Annotated in this window: 13 protein-coding genes; 5 read left to right on the top strand and 8 right to left on the bottom strand. The window is 64.4% G+C overall.

Features of this window, described 5'->3' with window-relative positions:
- Nucleotides 1-2: 2 nt before the first annotated feature.
- From DQW77_RS00405 to DQW77_RS00385, 5 genes are all read left to right on the top strand, one after another.
- Entirely contained in the window at nt 3-1,343 is a 1,341-nt protein-coding gene (locus tag DQW77_RS00405; protein ID WP_113256198.1) for a S41 family peptidase, read from the top strand.
- A 138-nt stretch (nt 1,344-1,481) separates the two neighbouring features.
- Entirely contained in the window at nt 1,482-3,233 is a 1,752-nt protein-coding gene (locus DQW77_RS00400; RefSeq protein ID WP_113256197.1) for a chloride channel protein, read from the top strand.
- The gene (locus DQW77_RS00395) at nt 3,220-4,320 is read left to right on the top strand and encodes an extracellular solute-binding protein (protein ID WP_113256196.1); all 1,101 of its coding nucleotides are present in this window, start codon (nt 3,220-3,222) and stop codon (nt 4,318-4,320) included. Before DQW77_RS00400 ends, DQW77_RS00395 begins: the two co-directional genes overlap by 14 nt.
- Nucleotides 4,321-4,384: 64 nt before the next feature.
- Nucleotides 4,385-4,867 carry an RNA pyrophosphohydrolase gene (locus DQW77_RS00390; protein ID WP_113256360.1) on the top strand — a complete coding sequence of 161 codons (483 nt, stop codon included), beginning with the start codon at nt 4,385-4,387 and terminating at the stop codon, nt 4,865-4,867.
- Nucleotides 4,868-4,927: 60 nt separating this feature from the next.
- Complete coding sequence (locus DQW77_RS00385) at nt 4,928-7,804, top strand: error-prone DNA polymerase (RefSeq protein ID WP_113256195.1); 2,877 nt, start codon at nt 4,928-4,930, stop codon at nt 7,802-7,804.
- 12 nt (nt 7,805-7,816) lie between these two features.
- Here the strand turns inward: DQW77_RS00385 and DQW77_RS00380 are convergent, their stop codons facing one another.
- From DQW77_RS00380 to DQW77_RS00345, 8 genes are read right to left on the bottom strand one after another with little or no spacing between them, the layout of a single operon-like run.
- On the bottom strand, nt 7,817-8,335 hold the full coding sequence (locus DQW77_RS00380; RefSeq protein ID WP_113256194.1) for a DUF2478 domain-containing protein: 519 nt from the start codon (nt 8,333-8,335) through the stop codon (nt 7,817-7,819).
- Between the two features lie 26 nt (nt 8,336-8,361).
- Complete coding sequence (glp, locus tag DQW77_RS00375) at nt 8,362-9,630, bottom strand: gephyrin-like molybdotransferase Glp (protein ID WP_113256193.1); 1,269 nt, start codon at nt 9,628-9,630, stop codon at nt 8,362-8,364.
- The gene (locus DQW77_RS00370; protein WP_113256192.1) at nt 9,627-10,238 is read right to left on the bottom strand and encodes a carbonic anhydrase; all 612 of its coding nucleotides are present in this window, start codon (nt 10,236-10,238) and stop codon (nt 9,627-9,629) included. The genes glp and DQW77_RS00370 overlap by 4 nt, the downstream gene beginning before the upstream one ends.
- A gap of 25 nt (nt 10,239-10,263) precedes the next feature.
- A complete protein-coding gene (locus DQW77_RS00365; RefSeq protein WP_113256191.1) occupies nt 10,264-11,064 on the bottom strand; it encodes a peptidylprolyl isomerase in 801 nt (266 codons plus the stop codon).
- A 4-nt stretch (nt 11,065-11,068) separates the two neighbouring features.
- On the bottom strand, nt 11,069-11,809 hold the full coding sequence (narI, locus tag DQW77_RS00360) for a respiratory nitrate reductase subunit gamma (RefSeq protein WP_113256190.1): 741 nt from the start codon (nt 11,807-11,809) through the stop codon (nt 11,069-11,071).
- Nucleotides 11,810-11,819: 10 nt separating this feature from the next.
- On the bottom strand, nt 11,820-12,536 hold the full coding sequence (gene narJ, locus DQW77_RS00355; RefSeq protein WP_113256189.1) for a nitrate reductase molybdenum cofactor assembly chaperone: 717 nt from the start codon (nt 12,534-12,536) through the stop codon (nt 11,820-11,822).
- Nucleotides 12,536-14,056, bottom strand: a complete 1,521-nt coding sequence (gene narH / locus DQW77_RS00350) for a nitrate reductase subunit beta (protein ID WP_113256188.1) — start codon at nt 14,054-14,056, stop codon at nt 12,536-12,538. The genes narJ and narH overlap by 1 nt, the downstream gene beginning before the upstream one ends.
- Nucleotides 14,053-17,778, bottom strand: a complete 3,726-nt coding sequence (locus DQW77_RS00345) for a nitrate reductase subunit alpha (RefSeq protein ID WP_113256187.1) — start codon at nt 17,776-17,778, stop codon at nt 14,053-14,055. The genes narH and DQW77_RS00345 overlap by 4 nt, the downstream gene beginning before the upstream one ends.
- Between the last annotated feature and the right edge of the window lies 1 nt (nt 17,779).

The following is a 17,779-nucleotide window of genomic DNA, read 5'->3' as shown; positions in this document are numbered from 1 at the left end:
CCATGAAGAAATTCCTGATGGCCGCAGCGGCCGGAACGCTGGCCGGTGCGATCGTGACCACTCAGGTGGCCGGTCCGCTTCTGGCGCAGGAGGCCAAGACCAACACAAGCGTTTACGAGCAGCTGGACCTGTTCGGCGATATTTTCGAGCGCATTCGCGCACAATATGTCGAGGAGGTGGATGAAGGCGAACTGATCGAGGCCGCCATCGACGGGATGCTGTCCTCGCTCGATCCGCACTCGGCCTACCTGTCGCCGGATGATGCGGAAGACATGCAGGTGCGCACCCGGGGCGAGTTCGGCGGGCTGGGCATCGAGGTGACGCAGGAAGAAGGCTTCGTGAAGGTCGTGTCGCCGATCGACGGCACGCCGGCGGACAATGCCGGTGTGGAGGCCGGCGATTTCATCACTCATGTGGATGGCGAAAGCGTACTGGGCCTGACCCTGGACGAAGCGGTTGACGAAATGCGCGGCCCCGTGGGCAGCGAGATCGTGATCACCATCGTGCGTGAGGGTGAGGCGGAACCCTTTGATGTGTCGATCATCCGCGACACCATCACCCTGACCGCGGTGAGAGCACGGACCGAACAGGAAAGCGTGGTCTTGCGCGTAACGACCTTCAACGACCAGACCTACAAGAACCTCGAGGAAGGCTTGAACGAACAGGTCGAAGAAGCCGGTGGCATGGACAAGGTCACGGGTATAGTTCTGGATCTGCGCAACAATCCCGGCGGACTTCTGACGCAGGCGATCAAGGTCTCCGACGCCTTCTTGGAGGAAGGCGAGATCGTGAGCACCCGCGGCCGCAACCCGCAGGATGGCGACCGCTTCAATGCAACGCCCGGTGATCTGGTGGAAGGCAAGCCGATGGTCGTGCTGATCAATGGCGGATCTGCATCGGCCTCCGAAATCGTGGCTGGTGCGCTTCAGGATCACCGCCGCGCGATCGTGGTGGGTACCAAGAGTTTCGGCAAGGGATCGGTACAGACGGTCATGCCCTTGCGCGGAGACGGCGCGATGCGCCTGACGACCTCGCGCTACTACACGCCGTCGGGCCGCTCGATTCAGGCACTGGGCGTTTCGCCGGATGTTCTGGTGCCGCAACCGCGCCGGTCGAGGGAAGAACCGGACGAGGAAGAGGAGGGCACTCCCAATCTGCGCTCCGAGGCCGATCTTCGCGGGCGGCTGGACAATGACAGCCTCAGCGAGGATGAAATCCGATTGATCGAAGAAGACCGTGCGCGCGCCGAGGAGGCTGCGAAACTTCGGGAAGAGGATTACCAACTGGCCTATGCGATTGATGTTCTCAGAGGGCTTTCGGCCCTTTCCGAAGCGCAGCAATAGCCTTCGGTGCGCCGTGGTTGAATGACAGAGAGGGGCGCCGGGCCGTGCAGGTCCGGCGCCCCTTGCATTCGCGGAAATGGAATCGGCGCTGTCGGCTTTTGATTGCATGGCGACTGCGAATGAGGAAATGCTGAACACATGACATCTCCGGCATCTTCCGGACAGGCATTGGTGCCCCCCGGCCGCCCCGGTCATCCCGCCTATCGCGCGGGGATCCTGACACTTTGCGCGATCGGTGTCGGAACGCTGGCCTCGCTGGCCGCCATCGGGCTGACCGAGGCGGTTTTCTGGCTCAATGATATTCTCCTGATCGCGCCGCGGGCGCGCGTTCAACTTGATGCGCAGGGTTACCTTGTGCCCGTCGCAACCGTATTGGTGCCGGTGCTGGGCGGGCTGGTGGTGGGGCTGGTCCTGCGCCACCTTTCGCCGGTGCATCGCCCCCTGGGCCCGCCCGACGTGATCGAGGCTGTTCAATTCGAGCGTCCGTTGCCGCCCCTGCGCGCCGGAATTGCCTCGACCTTGGCGGCGATGGTATCGCTCGGAGCCGGAGCGTCGGTCGGGCAATACGGTCCGATGGTCTATCTGGGGGCCATGCTGGGCGGTTTGGTGCGCCGGCTGCGACTTGGGGTGCCGAACCTGCCGGCGATCTCGGTGGCCTGCGGCGTGGCGGCGGCCATCGCGACAGCGTTCAACGCCCCCATTGCCGGGCTGGTCTTTGCACACGAGGTGGTGTTGCGGCACTACTCCACGCAATCCTTCGCCCCTACCACCGTAGCGGCGGCCACCGGCTATGTGATGGCTAATGTGGTGTTCGAGCGCCCGGCATTGTTCCTGGTGCGGTTCGACGGAGTGGAACACGGTCATGAATTCGCGCTTTTCGCAGCTCTCGGGATACTGGCGGCGGGGCTGGCGATCCTTTTCATGCGGCTGATCCTGCTGGTTTCCGCGCGTGCGGCCCAAAGCCGCCTGCCGGCGCTTCTGCGTCCGGCGGCGGCGGGGCTTGCGTTGGGTCTTGCGGCGTTGTGGTTGCCGGACGTTCTGGGCATCGGCAAGGAGACATTGCGTTTTGCCACAATCCCCGGCGCCTTCGCCCCCGGTGAACTTGCGGTGCTGGTCATCGCCAAGCTGGCGCTGACGGCGTTGTGCATAGGGTTCGGTTTTGCCGGTGGGGTGTTCAGCCCGGCGTTGCTGATCGGCATCCTGTTCGGCGCGCTTTTCTGGACCGCGATCGACGCGACGGCGCTGGTGGCGACATCAGGCGTTGCGGTCTATGCGATCTGCGGGATGATGGCGCTGACAAGCCCGGTGATCGGCGCGCCGCTGACGACGATCCTGATCGTGTTCGAGCTGACCCGAAACTATGACATCACGATCGCGGCAATGGTCGCGGTGGTGTTCTCGAATCTTGTAGCACACCGTTTCTTCGGAAGGTCGCTCTTTGATGTGCAACTGGCACGGCGCGGCACCGACCTGTCGAAGGGGCGCGACCGGGCGCGTCTTTCGGCGCTGCCGGTCAGCCGGTTCTGCGCCGAGAGCCCGATCACCGGCGAGACCGGGCAGGACCTGGAGGATGTGCGCGCGCGGCTTGACCGCTCTGCCTGGAGCGAGGCGTTCGTGACCGATCCGCAAGGCCGTTTTGCCGGCGTTCTGGATCGGCAGGCCGCTGGCACGACCTGGGACGAGGCGCTGCGCGCGCCGGCGCGCCGTTTCGATGAGACGACAAGTGTCCTGCAGGCGATGCAGGCGCTGCGTGGCTTCGTGGGCGATGCCGTCCCGGTGATCGACAGTCGCAACGGCGTGCTGATCGGCGTGGTGTCCGAGGCGGCGGTGATCGAGGCGTACCTGGATGTGTCGGCGGCGCTGAGGCGGGAGGAAAATGCGGTTCTCTGATGCGATAACCCGTTGTGCCGGGCTGTTGGCCGTCCTGCTGGTCGCTGTGCCGGCGGCGGTGGCACAGGAACCCGAGGCGTTGACGGTTGTAACCTGGGGCGGTGCTTATGAAGCGGCGCAGAAGTCAGCGGTCTTTGTCCCCTTCACCAAGGCTACCGGCATTCCCGTCGAGGTGAAGCGTTACAGCGGGGCGATCGGTTCATTGCGCAAACGGGCCGAGGCCGAGAGCTGGGACGTGATCGACATGCTGGAGGCGGATGCGATCACCGGCTGTGAGGACGGGCTGCTCAGGAAGTTGCGGCATGACGAGATTCTTGGGGGGCTCGACCGGGCCGTGAGGCGGGATTTCGCGCCCACGCGGTTGCGACCCTGTTCGTTGCCGCAGAATGTGTTTGCCACCGTTATGGCCTATGATGACCGTGCCTATCCGGGCCTCAAGCCGACCCGTATCGAGGATTTTTTCGATGTCGAGGAATTTCCCGGCAAGCGCGCGATTCACCGTTCGCCCGACGTCATCCTTGAATGGGCGCTGATGGCCGAGGGCGTTCCGGCGGCCCAGGTCTATGACCTGCTGAGCACGGACCGGGGCCTGCGCCTTGCCTTGCGCCGGCTTGAGGCCCTGCGCGGGCATATCGTCTGGTGGGAGGATGCCGGCGCCCCGGCCCGTCTGCTGGAAAAGGGCGAGGTGGCGATGGCCAGCGGTTACAACGGCCGTTTCTTCGCGGCTGCACAGGATCGTGGTGCGCCGGTGAGCGTGATATGGGACGGGCGCCTGATCGGTACCGATGTCTGGGCGGTGCCGGTGACGACGGATCGACCTGAAGCGGCACGCGCCTTTCTGGAATTTGCCACGCGGCCCGAGGTGATGGCGGGGCTGGCCGCGCGCATCCCTTATGGGCCGGCCCGCAAGAGCGCGATGGAGTGGATCGGACTGCATCCCGAAAGCGGCGTCCCGATGCGCGATCACCTGCCCAATGCGCCACAGCATGGCGCGCGGATGCTGGTGCGTGACAGCGTCTGGTACAGCCATACCGAGGCCATTCGCGAACGCCGGTTCGAGGCATGGCTTGAAAAAGGTGGGGGATGAGTGCCGGATGGTTGACCTTGCCGCGCGGCACCGCAAAGGTGATGCCACCCCGCAAGAGGCGCCCATGACACCCGACGAGATCGCGAAACTTCCGTATCGGCCCTGTGTCGGGGTCATGCTGGCCAATCGGCGTGGCCAGGTCTTTGTCGGTCAGCGGATCGACAATGACGCGCCCGCCTGGCAGATGCCACAGGGCGGTGTGGACCCGGACGAGGCGCCGCGTGACGCCGCGCTGCGTGAACTCCGAGAGGAAACCGGTGTGCCCCCTGATCTTGTCCGCGTGGAAGCCGAGACCGCGGACTGGATAAGATACGATCTGCCGCACGAGATCGTGCCGCGCATCTGGAAGGCCCGCTATCGCGGGCAGGAACAGAAATGGTTCCTCCTGCGCTTTGATGGCCGTGATGACCAGATCGACATTGCCACCGAGCATCCGGAATTCTCCGAGTGGCGGTGGCTGGACCCGGCAGAACTGGAAGCCAGCATCGTGCCCTTCAAACGCGAGGTTTACAGGAAGGTTCTGGATGAGTTCGCGAAGCATCTTTGACCGATGGTGCCAAATTCCGACTCGAAAAAGAACAAAAGGTGAATATATTCGTGACTCGCCATGTTTGCCGAGCTTTGCGCCACATCCAACTTCAGTTTCCTGACAGGGGCCTCGCATCCCGAGGAATACGTGCGGCGTGCAGCGGCGTTGGGAATGCCGGCAATCGCAATCGCCGACGAGAATTCCGTGGCGGGCATCGTGCGGGCACATTCGGCATCGCGTGAGATTGCCCGGCAAGTGGCCGAACGGCGGGCGATCGAGGCGCGCGATGGCCCCGTCGGCCCGCCCGCGCCGGCCGAGCATATTCCCGGCTGGGCCTGTGTGCCGCGGCTGATTCCCGCTGCGCGTCTTTGTCTTGAAGAGGGGATCACCCTGACCGCCCTGCCGCCGGACCGCCCGGGATGGGCCCGTCTGTGCCGGGTGCTGACCCTCGGGCGCCGGCGGTCCGGGAAGGGGCAGTGCCGACTGACCCTCGATGATGTGCTGGACGGGGCCGCGGGCCTGTCGTTGCTGCTGGACCCGCCGCCGGATGGCGAAACCGGGGACTGGGAGATGGCCGTGCACCGGCTGGCACGGCGGTTCGGCCCGGACATGCACTTGCTGATGGCGCCGCGCTATGACGGGCAGGACGCAGCGCGTTTCGAACGGCTTTCGCGGTTGGCCGCGGGGCTGGAGCTGCCTCTGATCGCGTCGGCGCGGCCGCTCATGCATCACGGTCGGCGGCGCCGTCTGGCCGATGTCCTGACGGCGATCCGTGAAGGCTATCGGGTGGACGGGCTTGGCCGGGCGGCGCTGGCCAATGCCGAGTTCCGGCTGCGCGGCGAAGCGGAGATGCTGCGCCTGTTCCGCGGGTACGAGGCGGCTGTGCACCGCGCAGGGGATCTGGCCCGGAGCCTGACCTTTTCGCTTGACGAACTGCGTTATGAATATCCGTCCGAGGTGTCGGAGGGTCAGACCCCGGTGGAACGGCTGCGGCGTCTGGCCCGGGAGGGACTGGACTGGCGCTATCCCGACGGGGCGCCCGACCGGGTGCGTGACATGCTGGAACATGAACTGTCCCTGATCGGGCGGCTGGGATACGAACCCTATTTCCTGACCGTCCATGACGTGGTGGCCTTCGCACGGTCGCGCGGGATCCTGTGCCAGGGGCGCGGATCAGCGGCGAACTCGGTGGTCTGCTACTGTCTTGGCGTGACCAGCGTGTCGCCCGAGATCGGCACCATGGTGTTCGAGCGGTTCGTTTCCGAGGCCCGCGACGAACCGCCGGATATCGACGTGGATTTCGAGCATGAACGCCGTGAGGAGGTGATCCAGTGGATCTATGACCGCTACGGGCGTCACCGGGCGGGATTGTGCGCGACGGTGATCCATTACCGTGGCAAGCGCGCCGTGCGCGAGGTGGGCCGGGCGATGGGGCTGAGCGCGGACACGGTCGCCGCACTCTCCTCGCAGCTCTGGGGGTCTTTTGCCAGCGGCAGTGTGGAGCATGCCCGCCTGCGCGAGATCGGGCTGGACCCCGATGACCGGCGCCTGCGCCAGACCATGGACCTGGTACAGGAGATCGAGGGGTTTCCGCGCCACCTGAGCCAGCATGTGGGTGGTTTCGTCATGACCGAGGGGCGGCTTGACGAGCTGGTGCCGATCGAGAACGCCGCGATGGAGGATCGCACCGTCATCTGCTGGGACAAGGACGATATCGACGCCCTGGGCATTCTCAAGGTCGATGTGCTGAGCCTCGGGATGCTGACCTGTATCCGCAAGGCCTTCGACCTCGTTGCGCAGCATCACGGGCCGCGTCACAGCCTGGCCACCCTGCCGCCCGAGGATCCCGCGGTTTACGACATGCTGTGCGGGGCCGACAGCATCGGCGTCTTCCAGGTGGAAAGCCGCGCGCAGATGAATTTCCTGCCGCGGATGAGGCCGCGCTGCTTCTACGATCTGGTGATCGAGGTCGCGATCATCCGCCCCGGTCCGATACAGGGCGACATGGTGCATCCCTATATCCGCCGTCGCAACGGGCAGGAAGCGGTGAGTTTTCCCTCGGACGCTTTGGGTGAGGTTCTGGGCAAGACGCTGGGCGTGCCACTGTTTCAGGAACAGGCGATGCAGATCGCGATCACCGGGGCGGGCTTCACTCCCGACGAGGCCGACCGTCTGCGCCGGTCGCTCGCCACCTTCAAGAAGCACGGCAATGTCAGCGAGTTCCGCGACCGGTTCCTGCGGGGGATGCGCGCCAACGGCTATGACGCGGAGTTCGCCGAACGCTGCTTTTCCCAGATCGAGGGGTTCGGCTCCTACGGGTTTCCCGAAAGCCACGCCGCCAGCTTCGCGCTGCTGGTCTATGCCTCGGCCTGGCTCAAGTGCCATCACCCCGGCATTTTCGCCTGCGCGCTTCTGAATTCGCAGCCGATGGGATTCTATGCCCCGGCCCAGATCGTGCGCGATGCGCGCGAGCACGGGGTCGAGGTGCGGCCTGTCTGTGTGCAGGCAAGCTACTGGGACAACGTGATGGAGCGCGACGGGCGCGGTGGCCTGGCGCTCAGGCTCGGGTTCCGGCAGATCAGGGGCATGACCGAGGAAGACGCGGGGTGGATCGCCGCGGCACGCGGCAACGGCTACCGCGAGGTGGCCGACCTGTGGCGCCGGGCGGGGATTGTTCCCGGGGTGGCAGCGCGGCTGGCGGAGGCGGATGCCTTTGCCGCGCTCGGCCTGACCCGCCGTCAGGCGCTGTGGGAGGCCAAGGCGCTGGCCGGCGACGCACCGTTGCCGCTTTTTGCCGGCGATATGGAGGGTGAAGGGATACAGGAGCCGGCCGCGCATCTGCCCGCCATGACCCTGGGCGAGGAGGTGGTGGAGGATTACGTTGCCCTGCGCCTGTCGCTCAGGGCGCATCCGCTCGCCCTGCTGCGCGACCGGTTGACGCCGCCGGGTGCGTGAGGGCCGGACCGCTCAGGCGACCGCGGTCCCCTGTGCGCCCTGCAACCAGGCAAAAAACGTGGCGGGACAAGGTGCAAGCCGTTCGGCGGTTCCGTCCGAGAATTCGGTGAAGGCCGCGAGGTTGAGTGCATTGATCCCGATGAGAACCGGGATGTCCATCATCAGGGCCTGTGCGATCACGTCGCGAAAGCCCCGGCCGGCGGCCTCATGCTTGCCGAACTTGTTGACGATCAGGATATCAGGCCGGGCCCGGTCCAGCCCATGCTGCACTTCGGTCACCGCCCGGTCCAGCGCCGCCGGGTCCAGCCGGCATCCCCGCGCCTGACGGCCCAGGGATTGCGAGATCCGGTAGGTTCCACCATCGGGAAGCACCTTCACGTCCATGTCGCAGCGATGGCCGTCGTCCCCGCCGGAATTTATCTGAACCAGCCCTGCGGGCCGCAGCCCGGCGCGCAGGCATGCCGTTGCGAGGCTGGAAAGCGCAAGATCGGTTCCGCCACGCCGTTCGGTCATCACGTAGGCAAGTTTCATGGATGTCGGTCCTTTCGTGACAGGGCTCAGAAGGGGAGGAACTCCAGAAGGTCGCCTTCCGGGACGGTCTCAGAGTCTCCGGGAATGAGAAGCAGCCCGTCCGCCGTGGCCAATGGAACCGCATGAGCCGAGCGCGTGCCCCCGGCACAGGTGGCGACTTCGCGTCCGGCATGGTCATATCCCCGAAGGATCGCAGGGCGAAATTCGCAGCGGCCCGGCCTGTGATGCAGGGCCTGCCCGGTGCGGACATGCCGTCGTTCCGGTCCCGCAGTGACTCCGCCCGCCATCCGGACGGCCAGTGGCCGGCCCAGCACCCGCCATGTCACGAAGGCCGAAACGGGATTTCCCGGAAGGCTGAGGATCAAAGCGTCGCCGAGACGTGAAATGGTGACCGGCTTGCCCGGTTTGATGGCGACCCCGGAAACCCGGATTTCGGCCCCGGTATCGCGGAGGGCCGGCTTGACATGGTCCCTGTCACCAACGGAAACACCACCGGAGGTGACAACCAGATCGGCCTGCTGCGCGAGATTCATCAGGGCCGATGCCAGTGCCGCGCGGCTATCGGCCACATGGCGCAGAGCGATCAGTTCGGCCCCGTCCGCCTGCAGGCAGGCCGAGAGCATCGATGCGTTCACATCCCAGACCGTACCCTCCCGAAGCCTTGCCCCGGGCGGGCACAGTTCATCCCCCGTAAGCAGGAGCGCGATGCGCAGCCGGCGCCGGACCTCGACCCGTCCCGCGCCGGCCGCGGCGCAGGCCGCGATGCCGCGAGGGGTCAGGCGCGTGCCCGGCTCCAGCACGCGATCGGTCTTGCGCTGATCTTCGCCTTGCCGGCGTATGTTGGCGCCCGGTTCGGGCAGGCGCTCCACGCGGATTTGGCCGCGATCCCTGATCACGTGTTCTTGCATCACCACGGTATCCGCGCCCTGCGGCAGGGGAGCGCCGGTGTAGATTCGCATTGCCGTGCCGGATGGCAGCGGGCGTGGTGGGCTGCCAGCAGCACTCGTGCCGGAAACCGGAATCGTCCCGGCCCCGGCCTGCTGTGCATCGGCATGCCGCAGCGCATAGCCGTCCATGCCCGAATTGTCGAAACGGGGCATGTCCGCCTGCGCCGTCACGGGCGCCGAAAGGGTGCGTCCCACGGCGGTATCAAGGGAGATGGTTTCGGTTTCGGCAACCGGGTGGGCCAAGGCCATACCAGCCTCCAGAGCGGCGTTCACCGGCATGAGACGGGTTTGAAGATCGGCGCCGTCGCAAGCGCAGGCGGGGGCGGAGATACGGTCGATGACAGTCATTTTGCGGCCTCCCCGCGGCCATGGCAAATGGTGCAATCCAGGTCACGAAGGCGCCCGTCCTTCAGCCCGTAGATCAGTCCGTGCACGGCAATGCTTTCGCCTCGCGCCCACGCGCGCTGCAGGATCGGTGTTTCCGACACCCGCATCACGCCTTCGATCACGTTGAGTTCTGCCAGCCGGTCGCGGCGTGCCTCGCTATCCTGCGCAGCGGCCAGATCGATGGCATATTGACGGGCCAGACGCCGTATCGGTTCCAGCCAATGATCCGCCAGCCCGTGCGGCATGTCTTCGGTGGCCGCCTTGACCCCGCCGCAGCCGTAGTGGCCGCAGACGATGATTTCGCGCACATCGAGCGCGTCGACCGCGAATTCCAGCGCGCTGAGCAAGTTCATGTCAGAGGAGTGAACGACGTTGGCGACATTCCGGTGCACGAACACCTCGCCGGGGTCGAGCCCGGCCACCACATTGGCGGGTACACGGCTGTCCGAGCAGCCGATCCAGAAAAACTCGGGTGCCTGTTGCCCCGCAAGGCGGGAAAAGTAGCCCGGTTCGCGCGTGGTGCGTTCCCGGGACCAGTCCCTGTTGCGTCTGAGCAGATCCGACAGCATTTGCGGTCCTCCGTTTCCAGGGCGATCAGCCGGTGAATTTCGGGTCCAGCCCCTCGATTTCGGCCCCTTCCAGAAGGGCGCTTACAAAGGCATGTGCGGCACGTGTCCAGTTGGCCTTCTCACAAGCCTCGGCCAGACGCGGCCGGACAGTCTCGAACGGCAGGATCTCGCCCTCGGCGCGGTCATCGAGCCGCAGGACATGCACGCCATACCGGGTTTCGACGGGTTTGTGATGAATTGCGCCGGGCGTTGCCTCGCGCATGGCGGCCTCGAATTCAGGCACCGTGTCTCCCGAGGTCAGTTGCCCCAGCTGACCGTCAGTACCACGCGATGAACAATCGCTTTCCGCGCGCGCAATGTCACCGAAACGTCCCGGCGCGCGCGTCAGCGCATCCAGGGCTGCGAGCGCCTGCGCTCTTGCGTCTTCCCGGGCGGCTTCGTCACGCGGATCGGCGGCATAGAGGACATGCGACGCCTGATACAGCGTCGGTGCCCGGAAGGCGCCCGGATCACGGTCATAAACCGCGCGCAATTCCGGCTCCGAAACCGGCTCGGGCGTCACCAAACGTTCGAGAACCTCGCGGATGCGTGCCTCGTCGGCGGTTTCTATCCTGCCCGGTGCAAGCTCCTGCGGGGTCGCTTCGATGGCCAGCGTCTCGGCCCGGTCCAGCAGCAGCTGCCGGATGGCAAGTGCCCGCGCGGCCTTGCGCCATGCAAGGCCGGGCTTGCCCTCGGGGGCGGGGTGATTCTGGGCCTCCGCCGCGATTTCCGCGGCGGAGAGGGTCGTTCCGTTGACCACGATTTCAGGAAAGAGAGCGGCCTTCATCGGATCACTCCCCGGGGCTTGACGCCGGGCCGGCATCCCCGCTGCGGCGCGACCGCACGATCTGGTAGCCCGGCCGGGTCAGCAGGTAGCGGAACGGTGCGGCGAATCCTGAAATCATGTGCACGAGCCGCGTGAACGGGAACAGGATCGTGATGATCAGCCCGAGGAAGATGTGCAGCTTGTAGAGCCAGTGCACGTCCACGACATTCACCCAGGCGTTGACGTTCCACGTCACCACGCTCTGTGACCATTCCATGAAGAGCACCATCTTGCCGCCATCCATGTGCTGAAGTGTCTGGGTGATGGTGAAAAGCCCGATCACCAGCTGGAGCCAGATCAGGACCATGATGAGAATGTCGGCGAAGCTCGATGTCACGCGGATACGCGGGTCTGTCAGGCGGCGGTGCAGCAGCATGGTTGAGCCGATCAGTGCGACGATGCCAGCAGGCCCGCCGATCAGGACGGCCATCCACTGCTTGAGCCAATAGGGCACACCAAGCGAGTCGAGCACCCAGATCGGAGTGAACAGCCCGATCAGGTGACCGAAGAACACGATGATGATGCCGACATGAAAAAGGATCGAGCCCCAGATCAGCTGCTTGCGCCGAAGAAGCTGACTTGACGAACTCTTCCAGGTGAACGGCTCGGTCTCGTACCGGGCGATGCTGCCGATCACAAGCACGGTCAGGGCCACGTACGGCATGATGCCGAAGATGATGAAATCAAGGTTGAAGTTCTGGAACATCGGGGATCTCCTATTCTGCGGCCTGTGCCGGTTTGCCCGGGGTGGGGGTGACGGGCGTATCCATGCGCGAAAGCAATTCGCGGACCTGCGGGCAGCCGCCATTGGGATCGGGGCCGAAAGTGACCTCGGTTTCCTCCCAGACGGCGTCCAGCGCGTCCAGGTCGTCGGGGTCGTCCTCGGGTTCCGAGAGAAGCTCTTCCAGCGCCTCCTGCCCGGGCTGGGCACCTGAAAGTTGCCTGAGCGCCGCAAACACCGGGGCGTAAACGCTTTCCCGGCGTGTCAGCCGCCGGGAAAGCGCCTCGAAGATATGCGCCGCGTCGGCCAGGACTTCCCGCGCCTCGCCTTCGGGTCGCATCGCGAGAAATTCAAGCAATACCGGCAGGTGATCGGGCAGTTCGCTGGTGGCGGGGTCGAAACCCGCCGCTCGGTAGGTTTCAACGAGGCTGACCATGGCACCGCCGCGGTCACGGCTTTCGCCATGCACATGCTCGAACAGGTTGAGGCTGAGCGTGCGCGAACGATCGAAAAGGGTGACATACGATTCTTGCAGGTCGTAAATGTCAGTGTTTTCCAGATTGTCGAGAAGGGTGGAAAACTCCCGTCGCGCGGCCGAGGTCAGCCTGGTCTCGGACAAGAGAACCGCGCTGATCTCGGGCATCGCCGCCTGAAGTTCCGGTGTCGGGTAGCTCAGGATGAGCGAGAGGGCTTTGAGTGTGCGGTCTGTCATCACATTGCCTCCGGCATCTTGAGCGCCTTGCGCTTGCCACCGAACAGCGAGCCGCCGGAGATCCCGGACGAGCATCCATTGCCATCGGTGAAGCCGCATCCGCCGCGCAGGTCATATGCATCCTCGACCTGTTCGCGGTGCGTGGTCGGGATCACGAAACGGTCCTCGTAATCGGCGAGGGCCATTATCTTGTACATCTCGTCGATCACCCGCCCCGAAAGGCCCACCCGTGCGGCGATCGCCTCGTCCCGGACGCCATCGACCGTCTTCGCCCGCATGTAGGCGCGCATTGCCGACATGCGCTCCAGAGCCTGCACGACCGGTGCCTCGTCACCCGCCGTCAGCAGGTTGGCCAGGTAGCGCACCGGAATGCGCAGGGACCGCACATCGGGCATCTGACCGTCATGGCCGATCTTGCCGGCCTCGGCGGCGTTCTGGATCGGGCTGAGCGGCGGGATATACCACACCATCGGCAGCGTCCGGTATTCGGGGTGCAGCGGAAAGGCGACCTTCCATTCCATCGCCATCTTCCAGATCGGGCTGTGCTGTGCGGCGCGAATCCAGTCTTCGGGGATGCCGTCGGCGCGGGCGGTCTCGATCACCACAGGGTCGTTTGGATCCAGAAAAACGTCCAGCTGCGCATCATAGAGATCGGTCGTGTCAGGCGCGTTTGCCGCCTGTTCGATCTTGTCAGCGTCATAGAGCATCACCCCGAGGTAGCGGATGCGGCCCACGCAGGTCTCCGAGCAAACCGTCGGATTGCCGCTTTCGATGCGTGGGTAACAAAGCGTGCATTTCTCGGATTTTCCGCTTTCCCAGTTGTAGTAGATCTTCTTGTAGGGGCAGCCCGAGACACACATCCGCCAGCCGCGGCATTTCTCCTGGTCGATGAGAACGATGCCGTCCTCCTCGCGCTTGTAGATCGCGCCGGAGGGGCAGGAGGCCACGCAAGCCGGATTGAGGCAATGCTCGCACAGGCGCGGCAGGTACATCATGAAGGTGTTTTCGTACTCCCCGTAGATATCCTTCTGGATGCCGTCGAAATTGTAATCCTGTGAGCGCTTCGAGAACTCCCCGCCCAGGATCTCCTCCCAGTTGGGTCCATGCTCGATCTTCTCCATCCGTTCGCCGGATATCCTGGAACGTGGCCGTGCGGTGGGGAAGGCGGCCATTTCCGGCGCCGATTTCAGATGGTCGTAATCGAAATCGAACGGTTCGTAGTAATCATCGATTTCGGGCAGGTCGGGGTTGCCGAAGATGTTGGACAGGATCCGCCATTTGCCGCCCTGCTTGGGTTGCAGCTTGCCGGCCTTCGTCCGCTCCCATCCACCTTTCCAGCGTGCCTGGTTTTCCCAGTCCTTCGGATAGCCGATGCCGGGCTTGGTTTCGACATTGTTGAACCACGCGTATTCGACGCCGTCGCGGCTGGTCCAGACGTTCTTGCAGGTGACGGAACAGGTGTGGCACCCGATGCATTTGTCGAGGTTGAGCACCATTCCGATTTGCGCACGTATCTTCATTCTGCGGCCTCCTTCGCGGTCGCTTCATGGTCGAGCCAGTCGACCTTTTTCATCTTCCTGACGATAACGAACTCGTCCCGGTTGCTGCCCACGGTGCCGTAGTAGTTGAAACCGTAGGACTGCTGCGCGTAGCCACCGATCATGTGGGTCGGCTTCAGGGTGGCACGCGTGACCGAGTTGTGGATGCCCCCGCGCAGGCCCGTCTTCTCCGATCCGGGGGTGTTCACGATCTTTTCCTGCGCGTGATACATGAAGACCGTGCCTTCGCGCATCCGCTGGCTGACCACCGCGCGCGCCGTCAGCGCGCCGTTTATGTTGTAGGCCTCGATCCAGTCGTTATCCTCGATGCCCGCCTTTTTCGCGTCCACCTCGGACAGCCAAACCACCGGGCCGCCCCTGTTGAGGGTCAGCATCAGCAGGTTGTCCGAATAGGTCGAATGGATACCCCATTTCTGGTGCGGCGTGATGAAGTTGAGCACAAGGCTGTCGCCCTCGTCCTGCACGCCCTTGGTGATCGTCTTGAGGTCAACCGGGGGACGCCAGGTACAGAACCCCTCGCCGAAGGCGCGCATCCACAGGTGATCCTGATAGAGCTGCTGACGGCCGGTCAGGGTGCGCCACGGGATCAGTTCGTGCACGTTGGTGTAGCCGGCGTTGTAGCAGACTTTCTCGCTCTCGATGCCCGACCATGTGGGTGAGCTGATGATCTTGCGGGGCTGCGCGGCGATGTCGCGAAACCGGATCTTCACGTGCTCCTGTCCCTTGGCCAGATGCGCGTGTTCGCGCCCGGTCGCCTTGCCCAGTTGATCCCACGCCTTCACCGCGACTTCGCCGTTGGTTTCGGGCGCCAGCATCAGGATCACCTCGGTGGCGTCGATATCGGTTTCGATCTTCGCGCACCCCTCGGCCGGACCGTCCAGCTTGATGCCATTGAGATCGCGAAGCTCCTGAACCTCGTGCTTGGTATCCCAGGCAATGCCCTTGCCGCCGTTACCCACATTGTCCATGAGCGGCCCGAGCGACGTGAACCGTTCGTAAAGGGCGGGATAATCCCGCTCCACAGCGATGTAATTGGGCGCGGTCTTGCCGGGGATCAGGTCACATTCGTCCTTCTTCCAGTCACGGACCTGATCCTGAGCGATCTCGGCGGGCGTGTCGTGCAGGATCGGCAACGCGATCACGTCGGTTTCCTTGCCAAGAATTTCCGGCGCGACTTCCGAGAACTTCTTCGCGATCGACCGGAAAATCTCCCAGTCCGACCTGGACTCGTAGGCCGGGTCCACCGCTGCCTGAAGCGGATGGATGAAGGGGTGCATGTCACTGGTGTTGAGGTCGTTCTTCTCGTACCAGCTGGCCGTCGGCAGCACGATATCGGAATAGACCGCCGTGGTGGACATCCGGAAATCGATCGTCACCAGAAGGTCCAGCTTGCCGCGCGGCGCCTCTTCGTGCCAGCGCGCCTCCCTGGGCATGACGCCACCTTCTTCGCCCAGATCCTTGCCCATCACGCCGTGATCGGTGCCCAGCAGGTGCTTGAGGAAGTATTCGTGGCCCTTGCCGCTGCTTCCCAGAAGATTCGAGCGCCACACGAAAAGGTTGCGTGGCCAGTTTTCGGGCGCGTCCGGATCCTCGCAGGACATCTCCAGCTTGCCCGACTTGAGTTGATCGGCGACGTATTGCGCGACGTCTTTCTTGGACTTCGCGGCGAGCCGTCCGATTTCAAGCGGATTGGTCCTGAGCTGGGGTGCAGAGGGAAGCCAGCCCATCCGCTCGGCGCGAATGTTGTAGTCTATCAGGCTCGCGTCCCAGTCGCCCTCCGGGGCGGTAGGGCTGAGGATCTCGTCGGCCCTGAGGGTCTCGTAGCGCCATTGATCGGTATGGGCATACCAGCAGGAGGTCGAGTTCATGTGCCGCGGTGGGCGCGCCCAGTCCAGCGCGAAGGCCAGCGGTTGCCAGCCCGTCTGCGGGCGCAGCTTTTCCTGGCCCACGTAATGCGACCAGCCGCCGCCCTCCTGCCCGACACACCCGCACATCACCAGCATGTTGATGATGCCGCGATAATTCATGTCCATGTGGTACCAGTGGTTCAGACCGGCCCCGAGAATGACCATCGACTTGCCTTGCGTCTTCTCCGCGTTGAGGGCGAATTCCCGCGCGACGGTGATGATCTTGTCGGCCGATACGCCGGTGATCTTCTCGGCCCATTTCGGGGTGTAGGGAATATCGGCCTCGTAGTCCGACGCCACCCATTCGCCGCCAAACCCGCGATCCAGCCCGTAATTCGCACAGAAAAGATCGAAGACGGTGGCAACCCGCGCTTCGCCCCCCGTCAGTTTCACTGTCTTGACGGGAATGTTGCGCGTCAGAACCTCGGGATGATCGCAACGCACGAAGTTCTCTGTCGCGACGCCGCCGAAATAGGGGAAATCCACTTCGGCCACATCGTCGTGATCCTCGTCCAGGACCAGCGACATCTTCAGCTCGGTTGCTGTCTTGCGGCTGCGCTCCTCGAGGTTCCAATCGCCGTCCTCGCCCCAGCGGTAACCGACCGAGCCATTGGGTGCCACGTAGCTGCCGGATCCGCCGTCATAGGCAATGGTCTTCCATTCGGGATTGTTGGTCTCGCCCAGCTTGTCATCGAAATCATCGGCCCGCAGGAAGCGCCCCGGGACAAGCTTGCCATCCCGTTCCTCCAGCTTCACCAGCATCGGCATGTCGGTGTACTTGCGGCAGTAGTCCTCGAAATACTCGGCCTGCCGGTCGAGGTGGAATTCGCGCAGGATCACGTGGCCCATCGCCATGGCGAGCGCCGCGTCGGTGCCCTGTTGCGGGGCCAGCCAAACGTCCCCGAACTTGGCGGCCTCGGAGTAGTCGGGACAGATGACCGCGGACTTGGTGCCGCGATAGCGCGCCTCGGTGTAGAAATGCGCGTCCGGCGTCCGCGTCTGCGGCACGTTCGAGCCCCACAGAAGCAGGAACCCGGCATTGTACCAGTCCGCGGACTCGGGGACGTCCGTCTGTTCGCCCCAAGTCATCGGCGATGCGGGAGGCAGATCACAATACCAGTCGTAGAACGACATGCAGGTCCCACCCAGCAGGCTGAGGTAACGCGACCCGGCGGCGTAGCTGACCATCGACATCGCCGGGATCGGTGAAAAGCCGAACACCCGGTCGGGCCCGTAGGTCCTGGCCGTGTAGGCATTGGCCGCGGCGGTGATTTCCGTCGCCTCGTCCCAGCTGGCGCGCACGAAGCCGCCCTTGCCCCGGGTTTCCACGTAGGAGGCGCGCAGCACCGGATCCTGTTGCAGCTTGGTCCAGGCCTCGATCGGGGTCATGGTTTCGCGCATCTTGCGCCAGACCTTCATCAGGCGCCCCCGTACCAGCGGGTTCTTTACCCGGTTGGCAGAGTAGAGATACCAGCTGTAGCTTGCCCCGCGGGCGCATCCGCGCGGTTCGTGGTTGGGCAGGTCGGGGCGGGTGCGCGGATAATCCGTCTGCTGGGTTTCCCAGGTGACGATGCCGGACTTGACGTAGATCTTCCAGGAACACGACCCGGTGCAGTTCACCCCGTGGGTGGAGCGCACGACCTTGTCGTGCCGCCAGCGGTTCCTGTAGGTGTCTTCCCAGTCACGGTTTTCGCGGGTCACTTGCCCATGGCCGTCCGAGAATTGCTCCAGCTCCTTGGTCTGGAGGAAATTCAGTCTGTCGAGCAGGTGGCTCATT

Source organism: Roseovarius sp. TE539, from assembly GCF_003298505.1.
Lineage (GTDB): Bacteria > Pseudomonadota > Alphaproteobacteria > Rhodobacterales > Rhodobacteraceae > Roseovarius.
Note: the sequence above shows the minus strand (reverse complement) of the source record. Positions and strands in the feature narration are given on the sequence as shown.